Here is a 23071-nt window from a genome sequence, read left to right as displayed (position 1 = left end):
GCGGGGGTGGCGCGGGGGCCCGGCGGATGCGGGCCGTACGGGGCCCTGCGCCAGGGCCGGGCGGGCGGTAGTGGTTCGGGGCGCGGATCAGCCGCGCGGGGCGGCCCCGTCGCCGCCGGAGGAACCCGGGGAGTCGGAGGGGTCGGAGGGGTCGGAGGCCGGGGCTTCAGCACCCGGAGCTGGGGCCGGTGCCGTAGCCGGGGCCGGAGTGCCCAGAGCCGAGGCCGGAGCCGGGGCCGGAGCCGGGGTCGGAGTACCGGTGCCCGTAGCCGAGGCCGGGGCCTGGGCGGGGGCCTGGGCCTGGGCCGGAGTCTCGGTGCCCGGGTTCGGGCCCGGAGTCGGCGTGGGCTCCGTGTGCGGGCCTTGGTTCCTGCGGTTGCGGAGGGTCAGGAAGGTTGCTCCGCCTGCGAGGACGAGGACGGCTGTCGCCAGGGCGGCGTACAGGCCGGTGTTCGAGGAGGAGGACGCGGCCGGCTGCGCGGCCGCGGGGGGTGCCGGGGCCGGCGGGGTGGCCGTGGAGCCGAGGTTCGGGAGGGCCGGGAGCTTCGCGGTTCCGTCGAGGGCGACCGCGAGGGAGACGGGGTCCATCTCGGTGCCGGCCTTGTACATGGAGTTGAAGGCCTGGGCTCCGCCCTCGGTCAGGGCGGCCGGGGCTTCGGTGAGGGTGGCGAGGCCGCCTGCGGCCGTGAGGCCCTTGGCGTCGAACTCGACGAGCGGGACGGCGGGTTTGGTGTCCGTGCCCGTGGTGACGTCGGCGGAGAGGACTCCCCTGCCGTTCTCCACCTTGGCCGTGATCTTCGCGAGCTTCAGGTCGAGGTGGGCCCCGGTGAAGTGCACGGAGCCGGCGAAGGCGGCGTCGAGGGCGCCCTTCGCGCCGTCGTAGGCGCCCTTGCCCTGCGGGAAGCGGAACAGCGCTCCGCCGTCCTGGGCTCCGTCGGCGAGCTTCCATCCGCCCTGGCCGATGGAGCCGGAGACGTACTCGCGGAAGGTGCGCCGCACCCCCCAGTCCACGGCGGCGTCGGTGAACGCCCCGGCGGCCTGGGAGGCCTGCGGGGTCTCCGCGGCCGGGGTGCTCGGGGTGGGCGGGGCGGGCTGCTCGGCCGCCGCCGCCTTGACGTCCACGGAGAGCGAGACCGGGTCGAGCTGCGCGCCGGCCGCGTAGTAGCCGGCGAAGGCCTTGGCGCCCTGGTCGGTGAGGGTGGCCGGGACGTTGGCGAGGGCGACGGGGCTGGTGCCGCCCTTCATGTTCACCCCGCTCAGGTTCAGCTTGGCGAAGGGCACTTGGGAGGCGGTGGTGACCGCTCCGCCCTCCTTGGCCTTGCTGGAGACGTCCACGTAGAGGGTTCCGCTGCCGCCGTCGATCTTGACGGTGGGGCGGCTGACGCTCATGTCCAGCTCGTACGTGCCGTCCGGCTTCTGGTGGCCCTGGAAGGTGACGCCGCCGCTGAAGGAGGCCTCCAGGGAGCCGTTGTCCGGGTCGTAGGAGCCGTTGGCGGAGTGGAAGCGGAACAGGCTGCCGCCGGCCGTGGCGGCTCCGTTCTTCAGCTTGAACCCGCCTTTTGCGACCGGCCCGGTGACGTAACTCTGGAAGGAGGATTTGATGCCCCAGTCGAGTCGCCCGCCCTCCACCGTCCGGCCCGCGGCCTGGGCGGCGGGCGCCGGGAGCAGGGCGGCTCCCAGGGCCGCCAGGGTCGCCAGCAGGGCGACGGCGGACGCACGGACGGGTCTAGCGGACATGAATGTCCCCTCCAGGGTCTAGCGAGCGAGGTTAGGCTAACCTAAGCTACGTTCGGCCGGGTGTGAAACCCCCTGGCACCCGGAACCTCGAACCGGGTCTCCACCACCAGCGAACCGGGTCCACCACCCCAGTCGGACGATCAGGACGGTGCCTTCGTGCCTACGCCCGCCGCGTCAACCCGCATGTCCCGCTTCGCCGTCGCCCTGACCTCCGTGGTCCTGGCACTCGGCGTGAGCGCCTGCGGAGGTACGGCCGCCCCCTCCCCCGCCACCGGAGCCGGAGCCCCGGCCCTCCCCGACCGGGTGGAACCCCTCGCCCAGGCGCCCGTACCCGCGCTTCCGGCGACCGTGGCCTCCGCGGACGGCGTCCAGGTGACCGTCACCTCGGCGGACCGCGTGATCCCGCTGACGGGCGGCCTCAGCGAGATCGTGTACACCCTCGGGCTGGGCCCCAAGGTCGTCGCCAAGGACATCACCGCCACCTTCGAACAGGCGGCGGAGCTCCCGGTGGTGACGCGGGGCCACGAGGTCTCCGCCGAGAGCGTGCTGTCGCTGCGTCCGACCCTGGTGCTGGCCGAGACCACCTCCGGCCCCGCCGAGGCGATCGCCCAGATCCGCGACGCGGGCATCCCGCTGCTGGTGGTGGCCCCGGCCAAGTCCCTGGACGACGTGGCGAAGCGGACCGACGCCGTCGCCGCCGCGCTCGGCGTCAAGGAGGCCGGTGCGCAGCTCAACCAGCGCACCGCCGACCGCATCGCCGCCGCCCGCAAGACCCTGCCCGCCTCGGGCAAGAAGCCGCGCGTGGCCTTCCTCTACCTGCGCGGCACCGCCTCCGTGTACCTGATGGGCGGCTCCGACTCCGGCGCCGGTTCCCTGCTGGAGGCGGCCGGCGCGCTGGACACGGGTCCGGAGTCCGGGCTCGGCAAGGACTTCACCCCGATCACCAGCGAGGCCCTGGCGGCCGCCGCGCCCGACGCCATCCTCGTCATGTCCAAGGGCCTGGAGTCCGTCGGCGGCGTGGACGGGCTGGTCAAGATCCCGGGCGTGGCCCAGACCCCGGCGGGAATGGACCGCCGGGTGGTCACCGTCGACGACGGGGTCCTGCTCAACTACGGCCCGCGCACCGACCAGGTCCTGGCCTCCCTCATCACCCAGCTCTACGGCAAGGCCTCCTGACGTGCCCCTCTCCTACGAAGCCCCCGGGACGCCGCCCCGAGCGGACCCCCTTCCCGCTCCCGAGCGGGCGGCGCCCCGGGCCGTCCCCACCGCCGCCGGCGCACCGCCCCGGCGGCGGTGGGGTTCCGCCTGGCTCACCGGCGGACTGGTCGCCGTACTCGTGCTGCTCGCGCTGGTCTCCGCCGGAGTGGGCGCCTACGAGATCCCGCTCGGGGAGGTGATCGGGTCGGTGCAGCACCGCCTCGGCCTCGGGGGCGCCGCCCTCGACCGGGTCGGGGAGAGCGTGCTGTGGAACGTACGGCTGCCGCGCGTGGTGCTCGCGCTGCTCGTCGGGGCCAGTCTCGGCTGCGCCGGGGCGCTGATGCAGGGGGTGTTCGGCAATCCCCTGGCCGAGCCCGGGGTCATCGGGATCTCGGCGGGCGCAGCCGTCGGCGCGGTCGCCGCGATCGGGCTGGGCCTGACCTTCTTCGGCAACTGGACCATCACCGCCTGCGCGTTCGTCGCGGGGCTGGTCACCGTCGGCGCCGTCTACCTGCTGTCCCGCAACGGCGGGAAGACGGAGGTCGTCACCCTCATCCTGACCGGCATCGCCGTCAACGCCTTCGCGGGCGCACTGATCGGCCTGTTCGTCTTCTTCGCGGACAGCGGCCAGGTCAACCAGATCACCTTCTGGCAGCTCGGCTCCCTCGCCCAGGCCACCTGGCCCAAGGTGCTGGCCGTACTCCCCTGCGCGCTGGCCGGTCTGCTGGTCGCCCCCTTCTACGCGGGCAAGCTGGACCTGCTGTCCCTCGGCGAGCGTCCCGCCCGCCATCTCGGCGTCGACGTGGAGCGGTTGCGCCTCGCGCTGATCCTGGTCGTCGCGCTGCTCACCGCGGCGGCCGTCGCCGTGGCCGGGATCATCACCTTCGTCGGGCTGCTCGTGCCGCACCTGCTGCGCATGGCCAACGGTCCGGGCCACCGCTTCCTGGTGCCCGGCAGCGCGCTCGCCGGAGCCGTGGTGCTGGTCGCCGGGGACCTGGCCGCCCGGACCCTCGCCCAGCCCGCCGAGCTGCCGCTCGGAGTCCTGACCGCCCTGCTCGGCAGCCCGTTCTTCTTCTGGCTGCTGCGCCGCACCCGCCGCAAGCAAGGAGGCTGGGCATGAGCGTCCGGCTGCGTTCCGGCCTCGCCGCGCTGCTCCCCCGCCTCCGCGGCGGCGAGCAGACCGTTCCCGCCCGGCCGGCTCCCGGCGCTCCGCTCGCCGAGGTCACGGACCTGCGCGTACGGCTCGGTGGGCGCGAGGTGCTCGCCGGGATCGGGCTGACCGTGCGGGCCGGGGAAGTGCTGGCCCTGGTCGGGCCGAACGGCGCGGGCAAGTCCACCCTGCTGGCGGCCCTGGCCGGGGACCTGCCGGCCGGCTCCGGGGAGGTGCGGATCGACGGGCGTCCGGTGGGCGGCTGGCCGGCTCCCGAGCTGGCCCTGCGCCGGGCGGTGCTCCCCCAATCGGCCGAACTGGCCTTCCCATTTCCCGTGGCGGACGTCGTACGGATGGGCCGTGCCCCCTGGGCGGGCACCGGGACGGCCGACGGCGACGAGGAGGCGGTGGCCGCCGCCATGGCCGCCACCGAGGTGACGGGCTTCGCGGCCCGCCCGTTCTCGGGGCTCTCCGGCGGCGAGCGGGCCCGGGTCGCGCTGGCCCGCGTACTGGCCCAGGGGGCCCCGCTGCTGCTGCTCGACGAGCCGACGGCGGCCCTGGACCTGCGCCACCAGGAGCTGGTGCTGCGGATCTGCCGGGAACGGGCGGCGGCCGGGGACGGGGTCGTGGTGGTCCTGCACGACCTGGGCCTGGCGGCGGCGTACGCGGACCGGGTCGCCGTCCTGCACGACGGCCGGATCGCGGTGGACGGCCCGCCTGCGGAGGTGTTCGAGGACGGGCTGCTGAGCCGGGTCTACCGCCAGCCGGTGGAGGTGCTCCCGCACCCGCGCACCGGGGCGCCGCTGGTGGTCCCCGTACGGGACGGCGGGCCGGAGCAGCCCGGAGGGGAACGTTCCGCAGTACGGAACGGCCAGCCGGGTTTGACCTCCGCTTGACCCGGCCATGGGGACGGCGTGGGGCACCCGTGACGGCCCCGTGTCCGGTGACCGAAGGTGTGGGCTGAATCACTGGACGCGCGGGTATGGGTCAGGTAAGCCTCGGTTAAGTTAGGTCCGCCTCACCGGCTGCCCCCACCCGATCGGGGCGGCCGTCTGCCGAACGCCAGACTGCCAGGAGCCCCCTTATGCGCCCCGTCCGCCTCACCGTCGTCACCGCGGCCGCCGTCGTGGCCGCCCTCACCGCGGTCACCGGCTGCTCCGAGAAGAGCGACGCGTCCGGCGACGGCACCATCAAGGTGGCGGCCTCCGACTCCTCCTGCGAGGTCTCCACCAAGGAGTTCCCCGCGGGCAAGGTCGCCTTCGAGGTCGAGAACAAGGGCTCCAAGGTCACCGAGCTCTACATCCTCTTCCCCGACGACCGCATCGTCGCCGAGCGCGAGAACATCGGCCCCGGCACCAAGGCCACCATCACCGCCGAGCTCAAGGCCGGCGACTACGAGATCGCCTGCAAGCCCGGCATGAAGGGCGACGGCATCCGGCAGAGCGTCAAGGCCACCGGCTCGGGCACCCCCGTGAAGCGCAGCCCCGAGGCCGACGCCGCGGTCGCCGCGTACCGCAAGTACGTGCAGGAGCAGGCCGACGAGACCATCCCCAAGGCGCAGGCCTTCGCGGACGCGGTCAAGGCCGGCGACGTCGAGGCCGCGAAGAAGGCGTACGCCCCCTCGCGCATCGGCTGGGAGCGCACCGAGCCGGTCGCCGAGTCCTTCGGTGACATCGACCCGAAGGTCGACGTCCGCGAGGACGGCCTGGAGGCGGGCCAGGACCCGGAGAAGGACTGGACCGGCTGGCACAAGCTGGAGAAGTCCCTCTTCGAGGGCAACAAGATCGACGACAACGACAAGAAGCTCGCCGAGACCCTGATGGCCGACCTGGCCGTGTGGCAGAAGAAGGTCGGCGAGGCGGAGATCACCCCCACCTCGATGGCGAACGGCGCCAAGGAGCTCCTCGACGAGGTCGCCACCGGCAAGGTGACGGGCGAGGAAGAGCGCTACAGCCACACCGACCTGGTCGACTTCAAGGCCAACGTCGAGGGCGCGGAGAAGGCGTACGAGCTGCTCAAGCCGGTCACCTCGAAGACGGACCCGGCGCTCACCGCCGAGCTGGACAAGCAGTTCGCCGCGCTGAACAACCTGCTGGAGAAGTACCGCCCGAACAAGGCCGCGTACGAGTTCGTCTCGTACGACAAGGTCGGCGAGGCCGAGCGCAAGGAGCTCTCCGACGGCGTCAACGCGCTGGCCGAGCCGCTCTCGAAGCTCGCCGCCGCGGTCGCGAAGTAACTCCGGAACAGCAGAGCAGGCGGGAGATCCTCACATGAGCGAGTCGGTGTCCGGGCAGGAGCCCGCACAGGACGAGGCGCAGGGCGCGCCGGAGCAGACGGGCACGGGCGCGGGTGCGCCCTCGCGCCGGGCCGTCCTCGGCTGGGGCGGCGCGGGCCTCGCGCTCGGCGCGGCGGCGGCCGGCGGTACGGCCGCCGTCCTGAACTCGGGCCCCGACATGGTCTCGGCGGCCTCGGCCGGCGCGGCCGTGCCGTTCCACGGTGAGCACCAGGCCGGTATCGCCAGTGCCGTCCAGGACCGCCTGCACTTCGCGGCCTTCGACATGAAGACGAAGGACCGCGGCGAGCTGATCCAGCTCCTGAAGGACTGGACCGCGGCGGCCCGGCTGATGACGGCCGGCCAGCCGGTCGGCGAGGGCGGCTACGGCGGCCTCCCGGAGGCCCCGCCGGACGACACGGGCGAGGCGCTGGGCCTGAAGGCCTCCCGCCTCACCCTGACCATCGGTTTCGGTCCGGGCCTGTTCGCCAAGGGCCGCTTCGGCCTGGAGGGCAAGCGCCCCGGCGCCCTGATCGACCTGGAGCTCTTCCCCGGCGACAACCTCGACCCGGCCCGCTCCGGCGGCGACCTGTGCGTGCAGGCCTGCGCCGACGACCCTCAGGTCGCGGTGCACGCCATCCGCCAGCTCGCCCGCATCGGCTTCGGCAAGACGGCGGTGCGCTGGTCGCAGCTGGGCTTCGGCAAGACCTCGTCGACCACGCCCGACGAGCAGACCCCGCGCAACATGATGGGCTTCAAGGACGGCACCCGGAACATCTCGGGCACCGACAAGGCCGCCCTGGAGAAGCACGTGTGGGTCGGCGCCGGCGACGGCAGCGACTGGCTGACCGGTGGCTCGTACCTCGTGGCGCGCCGGATCCGGATGAACATCGAGACGTGGGACCGCACCCCCCTGGGCGAGCAGGAGGACATCTTCGGCCGCGACAAGGGCGAGGGTGCCCCCGTGGGCAAGTCCAAGGAGCGCGACGAGCCGTTCCTGAAGGCGATGAAGCCGGAGGCGCACGTCCGCCTCGCGCACCCGGACACCAACAACGGTGCGACGATCCTGCGCCGCGGCTACTCCTTCACCGACGGCACGGACGGACTGGGCCGCCTCGACGCGGGCCTGTTCTTCCTCGCCTACCAGCGCGACGTGCGCACGGGCTTCGTACCGATCCAGCGCAACCTGGCGAAGTCCGACGTCCTCAACGAATACATCCAGCACGTGGGTTCGGCCGTCTTCGCCGTCCCGCCGGGCGTCCGTGACAAGGACGACTGGTGGGGCCGGACGCTGTTCGCGTAAGGGACCGGGAGAACCGAAGTGTTCAGCAACTATCTGATCGGGCTGCGCGAGGGGCTGGAAGCCAGCCTCGTCGTCTGCATCCTCATCGCCTACCTGGTCAAGACCGGGAACAAGGACAAGCTGGCGCCGCTGTGGCTGGGCGTCGGCCTGGCCGCCGCCCTGTCCCTGGCCTTCGGCGCGGGCCTGGAATTCGGCACGCAGGAACTGACCTTCAAGGCGCAGGAGGCGATCGGCGGCACCCTGTCGATCGTCGCGGTCGGCCTGGTCACCTGGATGGTCTTCTGGATGAAGCGCACCGCGCGGCACCTGAAGGCCGAGCTCCACGGCAAGCTCGACGCGGCGCTCGCGATGGGCACCGGCGCCCTGGTGGCGACGGCGTTCCTGGCCGTCGGCCGGGAGGGCCTGGAGACCTCGCTGTTCGTGTGGCGCTCGGTGCACGCGGCCGGTGACGGCGCGGGCCCGCTGATCGGCGTGCTGCTCGGCATCGGGTCGTCGATCCTGCTGGGCTGGCTGTTCTACCGGGGCGCGCTGAAGATCAACCTGTCGAAGTTCTTCACGTGGACCGGCGCCATGCTGGTCGTGGTCGCCGCGGGCGTGCTCGCGTACGGCGTCCACGACCTCCAGGAGGCCGACTTCCTGCCGGGGCTGACCGACAAGGCCTTCGACGTCAGCTCGGCGATCCCGCCGGACAGCTGGTACGGGACCCTGCTCAAGGGCACCCTCAACTTCCAGCCGGACCCGACCGTGCTCCAGGTCATCGTGTGGGCCCTGTACCTGGTCCCGGTGCTCGCCCTGTTCCTGGCGCCGTCGCTGGTCAAGCGGAGCAAGCCGGAGGCGGCGGAGTCCGCGCCGTCGGAGCCGCGGAGCTCCTGACTCACCACAGCCTGTCGATCGTCCCCGGGTAGAGGGGGACGCGGATGCCGGTGAAGGCCGCGCGGACCCGGTCCGCGCGGCCTTCGCCGTCCGTGCGGCCTTCGCCGTCCGCGGCGCCGGTGGGGAACGCCCCGAGCACCGTCTTGTCGAGGCCCGGGGCGTCCGTGGCGAGGGGGTCCGCCGGGGTGCCGCCGACCAGGACCGTGCCGGGCAGCACCTCGAAACCGGCCGCCTCGTAGAACGGGACCAGCTCCCGGTCGCAGCTGAACAGCGCCAGGTCCACCCCCGGATCGGCGGCGAGCAGGGCGCGGGCGGCCGCGACCAGGCGGCCCCCGTACCCGCGGCCCCGTACGTCGGCCCGGGTCACCACGCCGCTCAGCCCGGCCGCGCGGTACGTCCGCCCGTCCGCGAGCCGGACCGGCTTGTGGAGCAGCGCCAGGCTGGCGGCGACCCGTCCGCCGGCGTCCAGGAGCAGGACCGCGCGCGGGGCGAGCGCCGGGTCGTGCCCGGGGGACGACCCGGGCCATGCCTGCGCCTCCAGGGCCGCCACCTGCTCGGCGAGCCCGGAGGGCAGGGCTTCGTACTCCTCGATGGACCCCTCGACGGCCCCCTGGCCGGACCCCTCGCCGGACCCCTCGATCCGCACTACGGGATCAGCGCCCCGGCGCCGCCCACCCGGACCCGGGAGTCGCCGGAGCGGAGCTCGACCGTCAGGACGCCGGGGCGGCCCATGTCCTCGCCCTGGTGGAGGGTCAGGACGGCGTCGGCCGGGACGAGGCCCAGCTCGCGTGCGTACGCCCCGAAGGCGGCCGCGGCGGCGCCGGTCGCCGGGTCCTCGACGACTCCGCCGACCGGGAAGGGGTTGCGCACGTGGAACTCCGTCGGGCCCGCCCGGTACACGAGCTGCGCGGTGACCAGGTCGAGGCGGCGCATCAGCGCCTCCAGCCGGGCGAAGTCGTAGTCGAGGTCGGCGAGCCGGGCCCGGGTGGCGGCGCCGAGCACCAGGTGGCGGGCGCCGGCGTAGGCGATCCGCGGCGGGAACGCCGGGTCCAGGTCGGCGGCCGGCCAGTTCAGCGCGGCCAGGGCCTCGGCGAGGTCGGCCGGGTCCAGGTCCTCGGTGTGCGGCTCGACGCTGGTCAGGGTGGCGCGCAGGCCGCCTGCCCCGTCCTGCCGGGTCACCGACACCGGCACCGTGCCCGCGCGGGTCGCGAAGAGCAGCTCGCCCGGGCCGATCCGCTCGCCCAGCGCCACGGCGGTGGCCACGGTGGCGTGCCCGCAGAAGGGGACCTCCACCTTGGGGCTGAAGTAGCGCACGGTGAAGGCCCGGCCCTCCTCGCCGCCCAGGCCCTCGGGCGGGGCGGTGAGGAAGGCCGTCTCGCTGTAGCCCAGGTCGGCGGCGATCTTCAGCATGGCGGCCTCGTCGAGGCCGCCGGCGTCGATGACGACGCCGGCGGGGTTGCCGCCGGCCGGGTCGTCGGAGAAAGCGGTGTAGCGCAGTACTTCGTTCGTCATGACCGGCTCAACTCCCGAGCTGTGAAGATCATTCCCCGGACCGGGGACGCTCAGCCGCGCCCGATGTACGGCATCGCCGTCGCCATCACCGTCGCGAACTGCACGTTCGCCCCGAGCGGGAGCTCCGCCATGTGCAGCACGGTGCGCGCCACGTCGGACGCGTCCATGACGGGCTCCACCGCGAGCTGCCCGTTGGCCTGCATGATCCCGGTCTGCATCCGCTCGGTCATCTCGGTGGCCGCGTTGCCGATGTCGATCTGCCCGCACGCGATCCCGTACGGGCGTCCGTCCAGCGACAGGGACTTCGTCAGGCCGGTCATGGCGTGCTTGGTCGCGGTGTACGCGATCGAGTTCGGCCGCGGCACGTGTGCGGAGATGGAGCCGTTGTTGATGATGCGGCCGCCCTGCGGGTCCTGGGCCTTCATCACCCGGAAGGCCGCCTGCGCGCAGAGGAAGGAGCCGGTGAGGTTGACGTCGACCACCGAGCGCCAGGCCTCGTAGGAGATGTCCTCCAGCGCGACTCCGGCCGGGCCGAAGGTGCCGGCGTTGTTGAAGAGCAGGTCGACCCGCCCGTAGCGCTCTCGAACGGTCTCGAACAGCGAGGCCACGGCGTCCGGATCGCTCACGTCGGCCGGGACGCAGAGCACTTCGGCGTCCGGGTGGGCGGCCCTGGCGGCCTCGGCGGTCTCTTCCAGCGGCCCGCTCCTGCGGCCGGCCACCGCCACGGCCCATCCTGCGGCGGCGAGGGTGAGGGCCACGGAACGGCCGATCCCGGATCCGGCTCCGGTCACTACGGCGATCTGCTTCACACGTGCGTTCATGGGGCCGCAGGTTACGTCACATGCGGCTCCCGTCCCGGAACGTTCCGATTGCTGAGAGCATGGGGCGGCAGGGGTGCTGAGAAATGACGATAAGACTGGAGTGTCCGCATGCCGGAGAGAGGCCCCGCGACAGCGCCCTCGAAAGCCGAGTCGCCCTCGAACCCCTCCCCTTCCGCTTCCGCTTCCGCTTCTCCCACCGCCCCCCTGACGGCCGCCCGCCGGACGGGACTGCTCGTCACCTTCATCCTCGGCGGGCTCACCGCACTGCCCCCGCTGTCCATGGACATGTACCTGCCGGCCCTGCCGACGGTGACCACGGCCCTGAACAGCCCGGCCGCGACCGTCCAGCTCACCCTCACCGCCTGCCTCGCCGGCATGGCCCTCGGCCAGCTGGTGATCGGCCCGATGAGCGACAAATGGGGCCGCCGGCGCCCCCTGCTCATCGGCATGGTCGTCTACGTCCTCGCCACCGCCATCTGCGCCTTCGCCCCGACCGTCGAGCTGCTGATCGCCTTCCGGCTGCTCCAGGGCCTGGCGGGCGCGGCCGCGATCGTGATCGCGCGGGCCGTCGTGCGCGATCTGTACGACGGGGTCGAGATGGCCCGGTTCTTCTCCACCCTGATGCTCATATCCGGCGTGGCGCCGATCATCGCCCCGCTCATCGGCGGCCAGGTGCTGCGCTTCGCCGACTGGCGCGGGGTGTTCGTCGTCCTCACCGTCGTGGGGACCCTGCTGACCCTCCTGGTCTGGCGGAAGCTCGGCGAGACGCTGCCGCCCGAGCGGCGCCAGACCGGCGGCGTCGGCGCCGCGCTGCGGACCATGCGCGGGCTGTTCGCCGACCGGGTCTTCGCCGGCTACACGCTGGCCGGCGGCTTCGCCTTCGCGGCGCTGTTCGCGTACATCTCCGCCTCGCCGTTCGTCGTGCAGGAGATCTACGGCGCTTCGGCCCAGACCTTCAGCCTGCTGTTCGGCGTCAACTCCCTCGGCCTGATCGCGGTGGGCCAGATCAACGGCAAGCTGCTCGTCGGCCGGGTCAGCCTGGACAAGGTCCTGGGGTACGGGCTCGCGGTCATCGCGGCGGCCTCGGTCGCCCTGCTCCTCATGACCGCCGGGGTCTTCGGCGAGGTCGGGCTCTTCGCGATCTGCGCCGGGCTGTTCGTCCTGATGTCCGCGATGGGTCTGGTGCTGCCGAACACCAACGCGCAGGCCCTGATGCGCGCCCCGCACGCGGCCGGCTCGGCCTCCGCCCTGCTCGGCACCTCCTCCTTCCTGGTCGGAGCCGTGGCCTCCCCGCTGGTCGGCATCGCGGGCGAGGACACGGCGGTGCCGATGGCCCTGGTCCAGGCGACCTGCTCCTTCCTGGCGGTCCTCTGCTTCGCCGCCCTGTGCCGCCCCTGGCGCGGCGGCGGCCGGCCGACGGCGGCGGCGGCTCCGACGGCGGCTCCGACGGCATCGGCGCCGACTCCGCCGAAGACCTGACCGGCCGGGGCCGGACCGGGGCTTCTTCCCCGGCCCGGCCCCGCCCCCGGCCCCCGTAAACTTGGCGGGTGAACGACACCGCCACCACCACCGCCGAAACCCTGCGCAGCGCCCTCGCCGGGCTGCTCGAAGGCCTCCCGCAGAAGCAGGCCACGGCCGCCGTGGAGCGGCTGATCGCCAACTACCGCGGCCAGATCCCCACCAACACCCCCGTCCTGCGCAACCGCTCCGACGTGGCCGCGTACGCGGCGTACCGGATGCCCGCCACCTTCGAGGCCGTACGGTCCGCCCTGGACGGGCTCGCCGAGGCTGCCCCGGGCTGGTCCCCGGCCTCGCACGTGGACGTGGGCGGCGGCACCGGCGCGGCGGCCTGGGCCGCGGACGCCACCTGGGGCGGGCCGCGCGAGACGGCCGTACTGGACTGGGCGGATCCGGCGCTGGTGCTCGGCAAGGAGCTGGCCGCGGCCTCCTCCTCCGCCACGCTGCGGGCCGCCGAGTGGCGGCAGAGCGTCATCGGGGCGGGGATGAAGCTCCCCGGGGCGGACCTGGTGACGGTCTCGTACGTCCTGGGCGAACTGACCCCGGAGGCCCGCCGCGAGGTGGTCGCCGAGGCGGCGCGGGCCGGTCAGGCCGTGGTGGTGGTCGAGCCGGGCACGCCGGAGGGGTACCTGCGCATCCGCGAGGCCCGCGACCAGCTGATCGAGGCCGGGCTGCAGGTCGCCGCCCCGTGCCCGCACGACGGGACCTGCCCCATCGAGGTCGGCAAGGACTGGTGCCACTTCTCGGCCCGGGTCAGCCGGTCCTCGCTGCACCGCCAGGTCAAGGGCGGCTCCCTCTCCTACGAGGACGAGAAGTTCAGCTACGTGGCCGCCACCCGCTTCCCGGTGGAGCCGGCCGCCTCCCGGATCACGCGCAGGCCGCAGATCCGGAAGGGGCTCGTCCAGCTGGAGCTGTGCGGACCCGAGAGCGAGGGCCAGACCCGGGTCAACGTGACCAAGCGCCACGGCGACCTGTACAAGGCCGCGCGGAACGCCGACTGGGGCCAGGAGTGGCCGCCCCCGCAGGAGTCCTGAGCCCCGGGGCCTGAGCCGGCAGGGCCTCGGCCCGCAGTGGCCTGAGCCGGCAGGGCCTGAGCCTGAGCCCGCAGGGCCGGCCCAGGCCCGTCGGAACCCGCCGCCGGCTAGGGCCTCAGCTCCTGCGTGCAGCACTTCACGCTGCCGCCGCCCTTGAGCAGCTCCCCCAGGTCCATCGGGACCGGCTCGAACCCCCGCGCCCGCAGGGGTGCGAAGAGCCCGGTCGCCTCCTGCGGGAGCAGCACGTGCCGGCCGTCCGAGACCGCGTTGAGCCCGAGGGCGGCCGCGTCCTCGGCCTGCGCGATCAGCGCGTCGGGGAAGAGCCGGCGCAGCACCGCGCGGCTGCCCTCGGAGAAGGCCCCCGGGTAGTACATGACCTCGTCGCCGTCGAGCACGGACAGGGCCGTGTCCAGGTGGTAGTAGCGCGGGTCGACCAGGTCGAGACCGATGACCGGTCGGCCGAAGAACTCCTGGGCCTCGTCGTGCGAGAGCGGGCTGGAGCGGAAGCCCCGGCCGGCCAGGATGTAGGTGGCGGTGACGGCGAAGTCGCCCTCGCCCTCGTTGACGTGGGACGGCTCGTGGACGTCCTGGAAGCCGTGCCCGCGGAACCAGTCGAGGTGGATCTCCGCCTCGGCGGCCCGCTCGGGGTAGGCGAACCGCGCGCCCAGCACCCGGCCGTCGACGACGAGGGCGCCGTTCGCCGCGAAGACCATGTCGGGCAGTCCGCGGTCGGGGACGAGCGTCTCGACGGTGTGGCCGAGGGCCAGGTAGCGGTCGCGGAGGTCCTCCCACTGGGCCATGGCCAGGGGCAGGTCCACCGGTTTCGTGGGGTCCATCCACGGGTTGATGGAGTACGTGACCTTGAAGTGCGCGGGTGGGCACATCAGGTAGCGCCGGGGTGTGGCGTCTCTGTGCAATGAAGGCTCCTCACGGTGATGAGAAGAGAATCGTCTCTCCTCGGCGGGAACCGCGCAGTGAACTGATTGGGTGGTTTCCCGAACGGCTGAAAGACGAGCGGTTCACGGTTGATAAGTTGCCGAAATGAGCTCCAGTCCCCTCCCTGCTCCCGACGCCGCCGCCGGCACCGGCCCCGCCGCCGCCCCCCGGCCCCCGGACGCCACGCGCCGCAGCGACCGCTCGCGGCGGGCCATCCTGGACGCGGCGCTCGATCTGGTGGGGGAGGTCGGCTACAACAAGCTGACCATCGAGGCCATCGCCGCCCGCGCCGGAGTCGGCAAGCAGACCATCTACCGCTGGTGGTCGTCGAAGGCCGCGGTCCTGCTGGACGCCTCGCTCGCGCTCGCCGGGGACGCGCAGCCCGAGGGGGCGTGGGGCTTCCCCGACACCGGGGACCTGGCCGCCGACCTGAAGTCCGTCATGCGGGCGACGGTGGACGAGTTCGCCGACGAGCGGTACGCGGCCCCCGTGCGCGCCCTGACGGCGGCCGGCGCCACCGATCCCGAACTCGGGGCGCGCTTCACCGAACGGCTGCTGGAACCCCAGCTCGCGCTGTACGAGGAGCGGTTGCGGTCGGCCCGCGAGGCCGGGCAGCTCCCGCCGGACACCGATCTGCGGCTGACCGTGGAGATGCTGGTCGGACCGCTGACGTACCGCTGGCTGATGCGCACGGCGCCGCTCACGCACGCGTACGCGGAGGCGCTGGTGGACGCGGTGCTGGGCGGGGCCGGGGTGGGGTGGGATAAGTCATGACCCCCTGATGGCCGAGAACATATGGCCGATTTCTGTGGTTATGTGGGAGCCCTGGTCGGGGGGTGCGGTCACCCGGCGACCAGGATGGTGGGAACATGTGAGGGTCTACCGGGGCAACGGTGTAGGTGAGGGGATAGATGGGGTCTGAGTCGGGCCGCGTCAAACGCGGCGAGCAGAGCAGGATTTCCCAGTGGCTGCGCCGCAAGCCCAAACCCGACGCCGAGGACCCCGCACGAGAACGCGAAGCCCTGCTGCTGGCCGTCGCCGCGGCGGGTCTGCCGATCTCACCCGCCGCACATCCGGCCGGTTATCGGTGTTCGTGCGACCGGATCGGCTGTCCGACGCCCGCGCGACACCCCATCTCCTTCGCCTGGCAGACGCAGTCCACGACGGACCGCGCACAGGTCGAACGCTGGGCCCGCAACCAGCCCGCGGCCAACTTCATCACCGCGACCGGCATGGTCCACGACGTCCTGGACGTCCCCCTGGAAGCCGGCCACAGCGCGCTGGACCGCCTGCTGTCCGCCGGCATCGAGGTCGGGCCGGTAGCCGAGTCCGGCGGTACGGGCGACCAGGCCCGGATGCTCTTCTTCACCGCGACCCGGGGTACCCCCGAGGACGAGGACGAGTGGTGGCCCTGCGAACTGGACTGCCACCCCGAGACGATGGACGAGCACCCCGGACTGCGCTGGCACTGCCGGGGCAGCTACGTACTGGTGCCGCCGGCCGCACTGCCGGGGGACCTCGCGGTGACCTGGCTCCGCGGCATGGAGCATCCGCTCGTCGATCCGCTGACCCTGCTGGAAACCCTCACGGACGCGTGCGCCACCTACGCCGGAGCCTCGGACCGCGCCCCCGCCACGGTCGCCTGGCCCCTGGGCCGCTGAGCACCTTCAGCCTCGCCGGCGTTTGAGGCGCGGGGGTCCGGGGGCCGGCCCCCGGCAGCGGCGCCGCACCTTGCCCTGGCCGCTGCGCGGGGCGGAGTTCCCCTACCCGCCCTTCGCCCGTTCCCCGGGCGCTGCCCGGACCCGCCCTGGGGCTCCGCCCCAGACCCCGGTCCTCAAACGCCGGACGGCTGAAAAGACCCGACGCCAGCGAAGCTGGACGTACCGGCTGACGCCCGCCAAAATCCAGCCCCGCCGGCGTTTGAGGACCGGGTCCGGGCAGCGCCCGGGCAGCCCCGCGCAGCGGATCCCCGCCCGCCGGCTCCGTCAGTGGATCTGGGTGACGATCACGTCGAGGGACCAGGCCTTGCCCGGCTTGGCCGGGGCCTCGGCCTCCACCGTGAAGCCCAGGTCGCGCAGGGCCGTCACCAGCTCCGCCGGGGACGCGGGGACCGCGCCCGCCGACAGGAGGTCGCGGACCAGGCGGCCCTTGGTGGCCTTGTTGAAGTGGCTCACCACCGACCGCTTCTCGACGCCGTCGACCATCTGGGAGTGCAGGACCCGGACCGTGGCCGTGCGCCCCGCCACCTCACCCTTCGGCTTCCACGCGGAGGCGTACGCCGAGGACCGCAGGTCCAGGACCAGCCCCTGTCCCGCCGCCTCCGGCATCACCGAGGCCATCGGTTCGCGCCAGAACGCGCCCAGCGCCCCCAGCCCCGGCAGCTTCACGCCCATCGAGCAGCGGTAGGAGGGGATGCGGTCCGCGATCCCGACCGCTCCCCACAGGCCCGAGAAGACCAGCAGGGATTCCGCGGCCAGCGACGCCGCCGCCGGCGTGAGGGTCGACAGGCCCAGCGCGTCGTAGAGGACGCCCGTGTAGATCTCGCCGGCCGGGCGGGCGACCGCCGTCCGCAGCTCCGCGTTCTTGGCGACCTCACCGCGCAGGCCCTCGCTCAGGCCGAGCACCTCGCGGGCCTTCAGCTCGTCGCCCACGCACAGCTCGACCAGCTCCTCCAGCACTGCGGCGCGGGCCGCGGCCAGCCCCGGCAGCGAGAGCGTCTCCGGCTTCAGCGGTGCGCCGGAGCCGCCGGCGGCCTTTCCTTCGGACGGCGGCAGCAGGACGAGCACGGTGGTTCTCCTTCGGACGGGCACGGCACAGCGGCGGGGGTGCGGCCCCCGACCAGGGTAGACGGCTCACCGCGCCGCCCGGGCCCACCGGCCATAGGCTCGGCTCATGCCACGCCGTCATATGATCATGACCGGCGCAGACGGGGCTGCTCTGCGGGCCGCGCTGCGTGAACTGCGGACGAAGCTGGAGGTGCCGGAGGAGTTCCCGGCGCCCGTACTCGCCGAGGCCGAGCGGGCGGTGCGCACCCCCCGCCTGCCGGACTTCGACGCCACCGACATCCCCTTCTTCACGATCGATCCGCCGGCCTCGCGCGATCTGGACCAGGCCATGCACCTGGCGAAGCGCCCCTCCGGCGGTTACCGGGTCCACTACGCCATTGCCGACGTCGCCGCCTACGTCACCCCCGGCGGCGCCCTCGACGCCGAGGCCCACCGCCGGGTCACCACCCTCTACTTCCCCGACGAGAAGGTCCCCCTGCACCCGGCAGTGCTCTCGGAGGGCGCGGCCAGCCTGCTCCCCGACCAGACCTGCCCGGCCCTGCTGTGGCGGCTCGACCTGGACGCCGAGGGGCGGGTGGAGGGGACGGAGGTGCGCCGTGCGCTCGTGCGCAGCCGGGCCAAGCTCGACTACGACGGCGTGCAGAAGTCCATCGACGGCGGCACCGCCGAGGAGCCGCTGGCCCTGCTGAAGGACATCGGACGGCTGCGCGAGGCCTTGGAGGCGGAGCGCGGGGGGATCTCGCTGAACGTGCCCGAGCAGGAGATCGTCGAGCACGAGGGCTCGTACAGCCTGGTCTACCGGGCTCCGCTGCCGGCCGACGGCTGGAACGCGCAGATCTCCCTGATGACCGGCATGGCGGCCGCCGAGCTGATGCTCACCGCCGGGACCGGGATCCTACGGACCCTGCCGACGGCCCCCGACGGAGCCGTCGGGCGGCTGCGCCGGGCGGCGAAGGCCCTGCGGATCGAGTGGCCGCACCACGTCCCGTACGCGGAGCTCGTGCGCGGGCTCGATCCGCACCGGCCCGCCCACGCCGCCTTCCTCCAGGAGTGCACGGCCCTGCTGCGCGGCGCCGGTTACACCGTCTTCACCGGCGGCCGGACCCCGGACCCCGTCCTGCACGCCGCGGTCGCGGCCCCGTACGCCCACTGCACCGCGCCGCTGCGCCGGCTCGTCGACCGGTACACGGGCGAGCTGTGCGTGGCGGCCGTCGCCGGGACCGAACCCCCGGGGTGGGCGCTGGAGGCGCTCGACGCCCTGCCGAAGGAGATGTCGGACGGGACCCGGCTGGCGAACTCGGCGGAGCGGGAGTCCGTGGACCTGGTGGAGGCGGCGCTGCTCAAGGACCGCGTCGGGGAGACCTTCGAGGCGACGGTCATCGACGTCAAGGACCAGGAGCCGCTGGTCGGCACGGTCCACCTGGAGGAGCCGGCGGTGATCGGCCGCGTGGAGTCCACGGCGCAGGAGCTGCCGCTGGGTGACCGGATCAGGGTCAGGCTGACGGAGGCGGACCCGGGGCGGGCGAAGGTGCTCTTCGCGCCGGCCTAGCGGGTGTGTCGGGGCGGGGCGTCGCCGGGCGACGCCCCGCCCCTGTTTCCGGGCTGGCCGAGAGGGCCCAGGTCAGCGGTGGCGGAGCCAGAAGCCGACGGCGTTCAGGTGCGTGGGTTCGATGGACCAGGGGCCGGGAGCGTTGATGATCAGGAGGCGCGGGCTCAGGGGGAGCGTGGCGATGCCCCGGCCGCGGTCCGGGCGGTGGAAGACGCGCTCGCGGTTGTCGTTGTTCCGGACGGCGTGCACCTCCATGTGGCCCCGCTCTTCCTCCTCCTTCCCGAGGTTCCTGACCTTGATGTCGAGGAGGTCGTGGCTGTGGGCCAGTACGTCCGGCCCGCGCCCCTCGACCCTGTCGACGAGCTCGGGTACGACCGTCACGGGCCGCAGGGTGAGCGTCCAGGCGCACCGCGTGTGCACCTCCAGCCGCACCGGGAAGTCGCCGAGGTTGCGGAAGACGGTCCGGCCGGAGAGATCGTCGATCCGGCTGGCCATGATGTCCGTCCTCCTGCGGCCCTCGGGCTTCAGGAGGGTGACCTTCACGTACCCGGCTCCCTCCTTGACCAGGTCGACCACCACGAAGCCGCGCGGGAGCGGGATGTCGACCTCCACGATGCCGGGGCCCAGGCCGGACCGGCGGATCGTCGGGAACTCCTTCCCGAACTCGAAGGGGAGCGCGTTGAGCCGCCCCTCCGGCGCCGGGTCCGGCGCGACCGGCACCGGCAGCGGCGGCGGGGGCGGGAGCCGGTCGGGGAACGGCGCCGGGGCGGGGAGCTCCTCGTCCGGCACCGTGAAGCCGAGTCGGTGGCCAGGCCCGGCAGCCCGGACGCGTAGCCCTGTCCCACCGCACGGAACTTCCATCCCCCGTCCCTGCGGTAGAACTCGCCCAGCAGGATCGCGGTCTCCGTCGTCGCCCCCTCCACGGCGTACAGCGCGAGCTGCTCCCCCGTGGCCGCGCCGACCGCCCGCAGGTACAGGTTCTCGACCTCCCCGAAGGTCCCGCCGTCGCAGGACGCCGCGACCACGATCCGCTCCACGCACGGCTCGACGCGGCCGGGATCGATCTCCAGCCAGTCCGCGGTCACCCCGCCCTCGCCCCGGGCGTCGCCCAACAGCCGTACGGCGCTCGCCGCGTGCTCGGGCTGGTTGTAGAACACCAGGTCACCCCGGCCCCTGACCTTGCCGTCCGCCCCGACCAGCAGCGCGGCCGCGTCGACAGCGGGCGAGCCGGGCCCGTCGTCGCGGTGGACGACGGCGACGCGCATCGACTCGCCGCTGAGCGGAAGGTTTCCCCCTTGATGGTCTCCGTCATGCACGCATCCTGACATCACGGCCCGGCCCGCCGGCAGGTGCGGCGGACCGGATCCGCTGCGGGACCGCTCTGGCCATTGCGCCCCACCGCCTGGCATCATCGGCCGACCGCGCGGCATCACCGGCCGCGCAACAGCGGGGAGAGGGACCGGACATGGGATCGGTCGACACCTTCGACGTATGCACCGTGCCTGCCGCCGCCACGGGCAGCAGATCGGCCCGCCGCCGCCCGCCGGCCGCCGCGCTGAGGCCGCTGATCATCAACTACACGGGCTTCCACACCGAGTTCACCGCCCCGAGGCGCCGCCTGGAGCTGCCCACCGGCTGCGTGACCCTGGTCTTCAGCTTCTCCGAGGGCCTGTGGGTCTCCCGTACGGAGGACCTCGCCGGCGCCCGACTGCGGCCCGCCGCCCGGGCGATGATCAGCGGACCGCGCACGGTGCCGGCGATCGGCGTGCACTCGGGGGTCGTGCACGGGCTGGAGGTGAACATGACCCCGCAGGGCTGCCACCGGCTGTTCGGCATCCCGATGTGGCACTTCGAGGACGCCCACGTGGACCTGGTGGAGGTGCTCGGACGGCAGGGCCGCGACCTCACCGAACGGCTCCAGGCGCTCCCCTCGTGGACGGAGCGGTTCGCACTGCTCGACGCACTGTTCTGCGCGCGCCTCGACGGCGGACCCTCCCCGGCGCCCGAGGTCGACGGAGCCCTCGCCGGGCTCTGGGCGAACACCCGCTCCCTGACCCGGGTGAGCGCCGCGACGGGGTGGAGCGCCCGTACCGTACGGGCGCGGTTCCGCGAGCAGGTGGGCCTGTCCCCCAAGGCCATGGCCCGGGTGTTCCGGCTGCAGCACGCGCTGCGGATGCTGGCGGCGGGGACGGCGGCCGCGCAGGTGGCGGCGGCGTGCGGCTATCACGACCAGGCGCACCTGAGCCGCGAGGTGAAGGCGATGACGGGGCTGCCCCCGTCCCGGTTCGTCCTGCTGCGGGGCGGGCTGGCGCCCGGTTCGGCACTGGACCGGATGGCGGGCCGCGTCAGCAGCGTGATGCTGACGGGCTAGGCCGGCCATCGGCACCGCAAGATCCCTGCCTTCGCCTGATCCCTGCCTTCACCGGATCCCGGCCTTCACCGGATCGCGACCCGGGGCGCGCCTCGGATCGCGTCCCGGGTCGCAGCCGGACCGTACCGTCCGGCGGCGGCTCCCCCGTTGGAATTCCGCCGGACCCCGACGACGGGCGTCGGCTCCCGTCGTCGAGCGGTTCGCCCGCCCAGGGCTGAGGACCCCCGTACCCCAGCCCCCGAGCGAGCGCTCCGCCCCCCCCTGGTCCTGCACCTGGAGCCTGCCGCCGTGACGGCATTGCGGCTCCTCCCCCTTCCGTCGCCGCCCACCGGCCCGGCCACTCAGTCGGCTAGACGCTGCGCGCCGAGCGATTGAGTGCCGATCTATCTAGTGCGCTAGACGGCTGGACGAAGATACGCCGCCGCACGCATGCCCTGTCAAGGTCCCGCGGGGCGCCCTGGGGGCAATATGGCGTGGGTCACATTCCACTGGGTCCGCTAGCTGGGTAGACGCAGTTCGTTGCACTGTGTGGCGAAAGCCATCTAGGCAGGTAGATAATGTTGGCGATGATTTAGTACTGGACTATGAGATCCAGCAGCAGACGGGAGCGATGACGGTGATGGGTGAGGAGACCCCCACCGGCCGGCGGGACACCATGGGTGACCGCCTCGGCTTCTTGATCGAGACGATCCATCCTGCGGGCCGCGGTCCGTACACGTACCAGGAGATCGCCGAGGGCACCAAGAAGCTGTCCGGCCCCTCCGTCTCGCACGGCACCGTCCAGACCATCCGCCTGAACAACAACCCGAACCCGGGCATCGACTCGATCCGCGCCATCGCCAACTTCTTCGGCGTCACCGTCGGATACCTGGCCGACGGAGAGAACGCCCAGGCGATCGAGCAGCGGATCGAGGAGCGGATCGCGCGGCTGCGCGAGGAGATGGGCAAGGCCGCGGCGGCCGACGAGTTCGCCCAGGTCCTGGAGGACGAACAGGTCAAGGCCGCGGCCTTCCGCCTGAGCGGGCTGTCCGCCGGTTCCATGCGTTCCGTCACCGGCTTGATCAAGCAGCTCCGGAAGGCCGAAGGGCTTCCGGATGTGAAGCCCCGCCGTCGCCGCGGCAAGGAGTCCTAGGAGGGCGTCCTGCCGGTCGGGCCGGGCACCCCTAGGCGCGAATCAGCCACGCGCCGCAGCCTGTCAGCCGTATTCCGGCCACCCGTACGCCCTCAGTAAGCCCCTGGTGCGCTTCCGGTTACTCTCAAACCCGATCGGGTGTGCGGACTGGAGCGACGACGGGCGGGGAGGGCGACCATGCGCTGGTGGAAGCGCGCCGACGCGGAATGCGCCGCCGTCGCCGACCGGCTCGTCATCCCCCGGCCGTTCGACCTCGAAGCCTTCTGCGAGGGGATCGCCGCGCAGCGCGGCCGGCCGCTGATCCTGCTGCCCCTCGACGGGCCCCCCGACCCGGCCCTGCCCTGCGGGATCTGGCTCGGACTGGACGTCGCCGACCTCGTCTTCTACGACGCCGTCGCGGCCGAGATCCTCAAGGTCCAGATCGTCCTCCACGAGATCTCGCACATGCTGCTCGGCCACGTCGCTCCCGAACTGGACATCCCCGAACAGCCGTCGGACCGGGAGATCGCCCGGGCCTCCGAGCACTTCCAGCGCCTGCTGACGCGTACGCACACGGCCGTCTCCGGGATCGACCGCCCCGAGCTGCCCGTGGCCTCGATCATCCGCAGCGAGGCGGCCCGGATCCGCAACGTGGCCCGCATGACCGAATCGATCGACGAGGAACTCGGCCTCGACATCGACCGCCTGGCGCACCTCATGGGGCGGAGCAAGTTCGCCAGCCCGCAGGAGCGGCAGGCCGAGACGCTGGCCACGCTCATCCACGAGCGGGCCGGCCGCTACAACACGACGCAGTCGACCTCCAGTGACAGCGAGGCCGAGGACCGTCTCGTACGCCTCCATGACGCCCTCGGGCACCCCGTTCGAAACACGTGGTCGTGAA

20 protein-coding genes and 2 pseudogenes are annotated in these 23071 nt (G+C 73.2%); 14 read left to right on the top strand and 8 right to left on the bottom strand.

Annotation, left to right across the window (positions count from 1 at the left end; translation table 11 throughout):
- Positions 1 to 87: 87 nt before the first annotated feature.
- Complete coding sequence (locus OG898_RS19965; RefSeq protein ID WP_266958414.1) at positions 88 to 1737, bottom strand: HtaA domain-containing protein; 1650 nt, start codon at positions 1735 to 1737, stop codon at positions 88 to 90.
- A 183-nt stretch (positions 1738 to 1920) separates the two neighbouring features.
- On the opposite strand from OG898_RS19965, the gene OG898_RS19960 reads away from it, so the two are divergent.
- The 6 genes from OG898_RS19960 to efeU all read left to right on the top strand — a co-directional run bounded on the left by OG898_RS19960 (position 1921) and on the right by efeU (position 8532).
- Positions 1921 to 2913, top strand: a complete 993-nt coding sequence (locus OG898_RS19960) for a hemin ABC transporter substrate-binding protein (protein WP_250743709.1) — start codon at positions 1921 to 1923, stop codon at positions 2911 to 2913.
- Between the two features lies 1 nt (position 2914).
- Complete coding sequence (locus OG898_RS19955; RefSeq protein ID WP_266958412.1) at positions 2915 to 4054, top strand: iron ABC transporter permease; 1140 nt, start codon at positions 2915 to 2917, stop codon at positions 4052 to 4054.
- Entirely contained in the window at positions 4051 to 4980 is a 930-nt protein-coding gene (locus OG898_RS19950) for a heme ABC transporter ATP-binding protein (RefSeq protein WP_266958410.1), read from the top strand. The genes OG898_RS19955 and OG898_RS19950 overlap by 4 nt, the downstream gene beginning before the upstream one ends.
- Before the next feature lie 188 nt (positions 4981 to 5168).
- Positions 5169 to 6320, top strand: a complete 1152-nt coding sequence (gene efeO, locus OG898_RS19945) for an iron uptake system protein EfeO (protein ID WP_266958408.1) — start codon at positions 5169 to 5171, stop codon at positions 6318 to 6320.
- Between the two features lie 34 nt (positions 6321 to 6354).
- The gene (gene efeB / locus OG898_RS19940) at positions 6355 to 7659 is read left to right on the top strand and encodes an iron uptake transporter deferrochelatase/peroxidase subunit (protein WP_266958406.1); all 1305 of its coding nucleotides are present in this window, start codon (positions 6355 to 6357) and stop codon (positions 7657 to 7659) included.
- Positions 7660 to 7677: 18 nt separating this feature from the next.
- Positions 7678 to 8532, top strand: a complete 855-nt coding sequence (gene efeU / locus OG898_RS19935; RefSeq protein WP_250743685.1) for an iron uptake transporter permease EfeU — start codon at positions 7678 to 7680, stop codon at positions 8530 to 8532.
- A gap of 1 nt (position 8533) precedes the next feature.
- Here the strand turns inward: efeU and OG898_RS19930 are convergent, their stop codons facing one another.
- The 3 genes from OG898_RS19930 to OG898_RS19920 are packed head-to-tail and all read right to left on the bottom strand — an operon-like array spanning position 8534 to position 10865.
- Positions 8534 to 9178 carry a GNAT family N-acetyltransferase gene (locus OG898_RS19930; RefSeq protein ID WP_266958403.1) on the bottom strand — a complete coding sequence of 215 codons (645 nt, stop codon included), beginning with the start codon at positions 9176 to 9178 and terminating at the stop codon, positions 8534 to 8536.
- Entirely contained in the window at positions 9178 to 10044 is an 867-nt protein-coding gene (locus OG898_RS19925; RefSeq protein ID WP_266958401.1) for a PhzF family phenazine biosynthesis protein, read from the bottom strand. Before OG898_RS19925 ends, OG898_RS19930 begins: the two co-directional genes overlap by 1 nt.
- A 50-nt stretch (positions 10045 to 10094) precedes the next feature.
- The gene (locus OG898_RS19920) at positions 10095 to 10865 is read right to left on the bottom strand and encodes an SDR family oxidoreductase (protein ID WP_266958399.1); all 771 of its coding nucleotides are present in this window, start codon (positions 10863 to 10865) and stop codon (positions 10095 to 10097) included.
- 108 nt (positions 10866 to 10973) lie between these two features.
- Between OG898_RS19920 and OG898_RS19915 the strand changes: the two genes are divergently transcribed.
- On the top strand, positions 10974 to 12344 hold the full coding sequence (locus tag OG898_RS19915) for a Bcr/CflA family multidrug efflux MFS transporter (RefSeq protein WP_266958397.1): 1371 nt from the start codon (positions 10974 to 10976) through the stop codon (positions 12342 to 12344).
- A gap of 68 nt (positions 12345 to 12412) precedes the next feature.
- Positions 12413 to 13417 (top strand): small ribosomal subunit Rsm22 family protein, encoded by a 1005-nt coding sequence (locus tag OG898_RS19910; protein ID WP_250743693.1) that lies wholly within the window; start codon positions 12413 to 12415, stop codon positions 13415 to 13417.
- A 107-nt stretch (positions 13418 to 13524) separates the two neighbouring features.
- On the opposite strand, the pseudogene ddaH reads toward OG898_RS19910, so the two are convergent.
- Positions 13525 to 14361 (bottom strand): annotated as a pseudogene (gene ddaH, locus OG898_RS19905) (dimethylargininase); the annotation flags it as partial.
- 97 nt (positions 14362 to 14458) lie between these two features.
- Between ddaH and OG898_RS19900 the strand changes: the two are divergent.
- On the top strand, positions 14459 to 15127 hold the full coding sequence (locus OG898_RS19900; RefSeq protein WP_266958395.1) for a TetR/AcrR family transcriptional regulator: 669 nt from the start codon (positions 14459 to 14461) through the stop codon (positions 15125 to 15127).
- 137 nt (positions 15128 to 15264) lie between these two features.
- Positions 15265 to 16014 (top strand): bifunctional DNA primase/polymerase, encoded by a 750-nt coding sequence (locus OG898_RS19895; protein WP_250743696.1) that lies wholly within the window; start codon positions 15265 to 15267, stop codon positions 16012 to 16014.
- Positions 16015 to 16338: 324 nt separating this feature from the next.
- Here the strand turns inward: OG898_RS19895 and yaaA are convergent, their stop codons facing one another.
- Positions 16339 to 17139, bottom strand: a complete 801-nt coding sequence (gene yaaA, locus OG898_RS19890) for a peroxide stress protein YaaA (protein ID WP_266958392.1) — start codon at positions 17137 to 17139, stop codon at positions 16339 to 16341.
- A gap of 106 nt (positions 17140 to 17245) precedes the next feature.
- Here yaaA and OG898_RS19885 point away from each other — a divergent pair, with 106 nt between their 5' ends.
- Complete coding sequence (locus OG898_RS19885) at positions 17246 to 18688, top strand: RNB domain-containing ribonuclease (RefSeq protein WP_250743699.1); 1443 nt, start codon at positions 17246 to 17248, stop codon at positions 18686 to 18688.
- 72 nt (positions 18689 to 18760) lie between these two features.
- Here OG898_RS19885 and OG898_RS19880 read toward each other — a convergent pair whose 3' ends face one another.
- Positions 18761 to 19477, bottom strand: a complete 717-nt coding sequence (locus OG898_RS19880) for a hypothetical protein (protein ID WP_266960497.1) — start codon at positions 19475 to 19477, stop codon at positions 18761 to 18763.
- Between the two features lie 71 nt (positions 19478 to 19548).
- A pseudogene (locus OG898_RS19875) lies at positions 19549 to 19953 on the bottom strand (TerD family protein); the annotation flags it as partial.
- 200 nt (positions 19954 to 20153) lie between these two features.
- On the opposite strand from OG898_RS19875, the gene OG898_RS19870 reads away from it, so the two are divergent.
- The 3 genes from OG898_RS19870 to OG898_RS19860 all read left to right on the top strand — a co-directional run bounded on the left by OG898_RS19870 (position 20154) and on the right by OG898_RS19860 (position 23070).
- Complete coding sequence (locus tag OG898_RS19870) at positions 20154 to 21059, top strand: helix-turn-helix domain-containing protein (RefSeq protein ID WP_266958389.1); 906 nt, start codon at positions 20154 to 20156, stop codon at positions 21057 to 21059.
- A 610-nt stretch (positions 21060 to 21669) separates the two neighbouring features.
- On the top strand, positions 21670 to 22191 hold the full coding sequence (locus tag OG898_RS19865) for an XRE family transcriptional regulator (protein ID WP_250745617.1): 522 nt from the start codon (positions 21670 to 21672) through the stop codon (positions 22189 to 22191).
- Between the two features lie 177 nt (positions 22192 to 22368).
- Entirely contained in the window at positions 22369 to 23070 is a 702-nt protein-coding gene (locus OG898_RS19860) for a hypothetical protein (RefSeq protein WP_250745618.1), read from the top strand.
- The last annotated feature ends 1 nt before the right edge of the window (position 23071 follow it).

This window comes from Streptomyces sp. NBC_00193, assembly GCF_026342735.1.
Lineage (GTDB): Bacteria > Actinomycetota > Actinomycetes > Streptomycetales > Streptomycetaceae > Streptomyces > Streptomyces stoeckheimensis.
The sequence above is the reverse complement of the archived record's forward strand: the minus strand, read 5'-3'. Positions and strand labels throughout refer to the sequence as shown.

Coding starts and splice junctions, on each gene's coding strand:
- OG898_RS19965 (WP_266958414.1), bottom strand. CDS start 1,737: ATGTCCGCTAGACCCGTCCGTGCGTCCGCCGTCGCCCTGCTGGCGACC.
- OG898_RS19960 (WP_250743709.1), top strand. CDS start 1,921: ATGTCCCGCTTCGCCGTCGCCCTGACCTCCGTGGTCCTGGCACTCGGC.
- OG898_RS19950 (WP_266958410.1), top strand. CDS start 4,051: ATGAGCGTCCGGCTGCGTTCCGGCCTCGCCGCGCTGCTCCCCCGCCTC.
- efeO (WP_266958408.1), top strand. CDS start 5,169: ATGCGCCCCGTCCGCCTCACCGTCGTCACCGCGGCCGCCGTCGTGGCC.
- efeB (WP_266958406.1), top strand. CDS start 6,355: ATGAGCGAGTCGGTGTCCGGGCAGGAGCCCGCACAGGACGAGGCGCAG.
- OG898_RS19925 (WP_266958401.1), bottom strand. CDS start 10,044: ATGACGAACGAAGTACTGCGCTACACCGCTTTCTCCGACGACCCGGCC.
- OG898_RS19920 (WP_266958399.1), bottom strand. CDS start 10,865: ATGAACGCACGTGTGAAGCAGATCGCCGTAGTGACCGGAGCCGGATCC.
- OG898_RS19915 (WP_266958397.1), top strand. CDS start 10,974: ATGCCGGAGAGAGGCCCCGCGACAGCGCCCTCGAAAGCCGAGTCGCCC.
- OG898_RS19900 (WP_266958395.1), top strand. CDS start 14,459: ATGAGCTCCAGTCCCCTCCCTGCTCCCGACGCCGCCGCCGGCACCGGC.
- OG898_RS19895 (WP_250743696.1), top strand. CDS start 15,265: ATGGGGTCTGAGTCGGGCCGCGTCAAACGCGGCGAGCAGAGCAGGATT.
- OG898_RS19885 (WP_250743699.1), top strand. CDS start 17,246: ATGCCACGCCGTCATATGATCATGACCGGCGCAGACGGGGCTGCTCTG.
- OG898_RS19870 (WP_266958389.1), top strand. CDS start 20,154: ATGGGATCGGTCGACACCTTCGACGTATGCACCGTGCCTGCCGCCGCC.
- OG898_RS19865 (WP_250745617.1), top strand. CDS start 21,670: ATGACGGTGATGGGTGAGGAGACCCCCACCGGCCGGCGGGACACCATG.
- OG898_RS19860 (WP_250745618.1), top strand. CDS start 22,369: ATGCGCTGGTGGAAGCGCGCCGACGCGGAATGCGCCGCCGTCGCCGAC.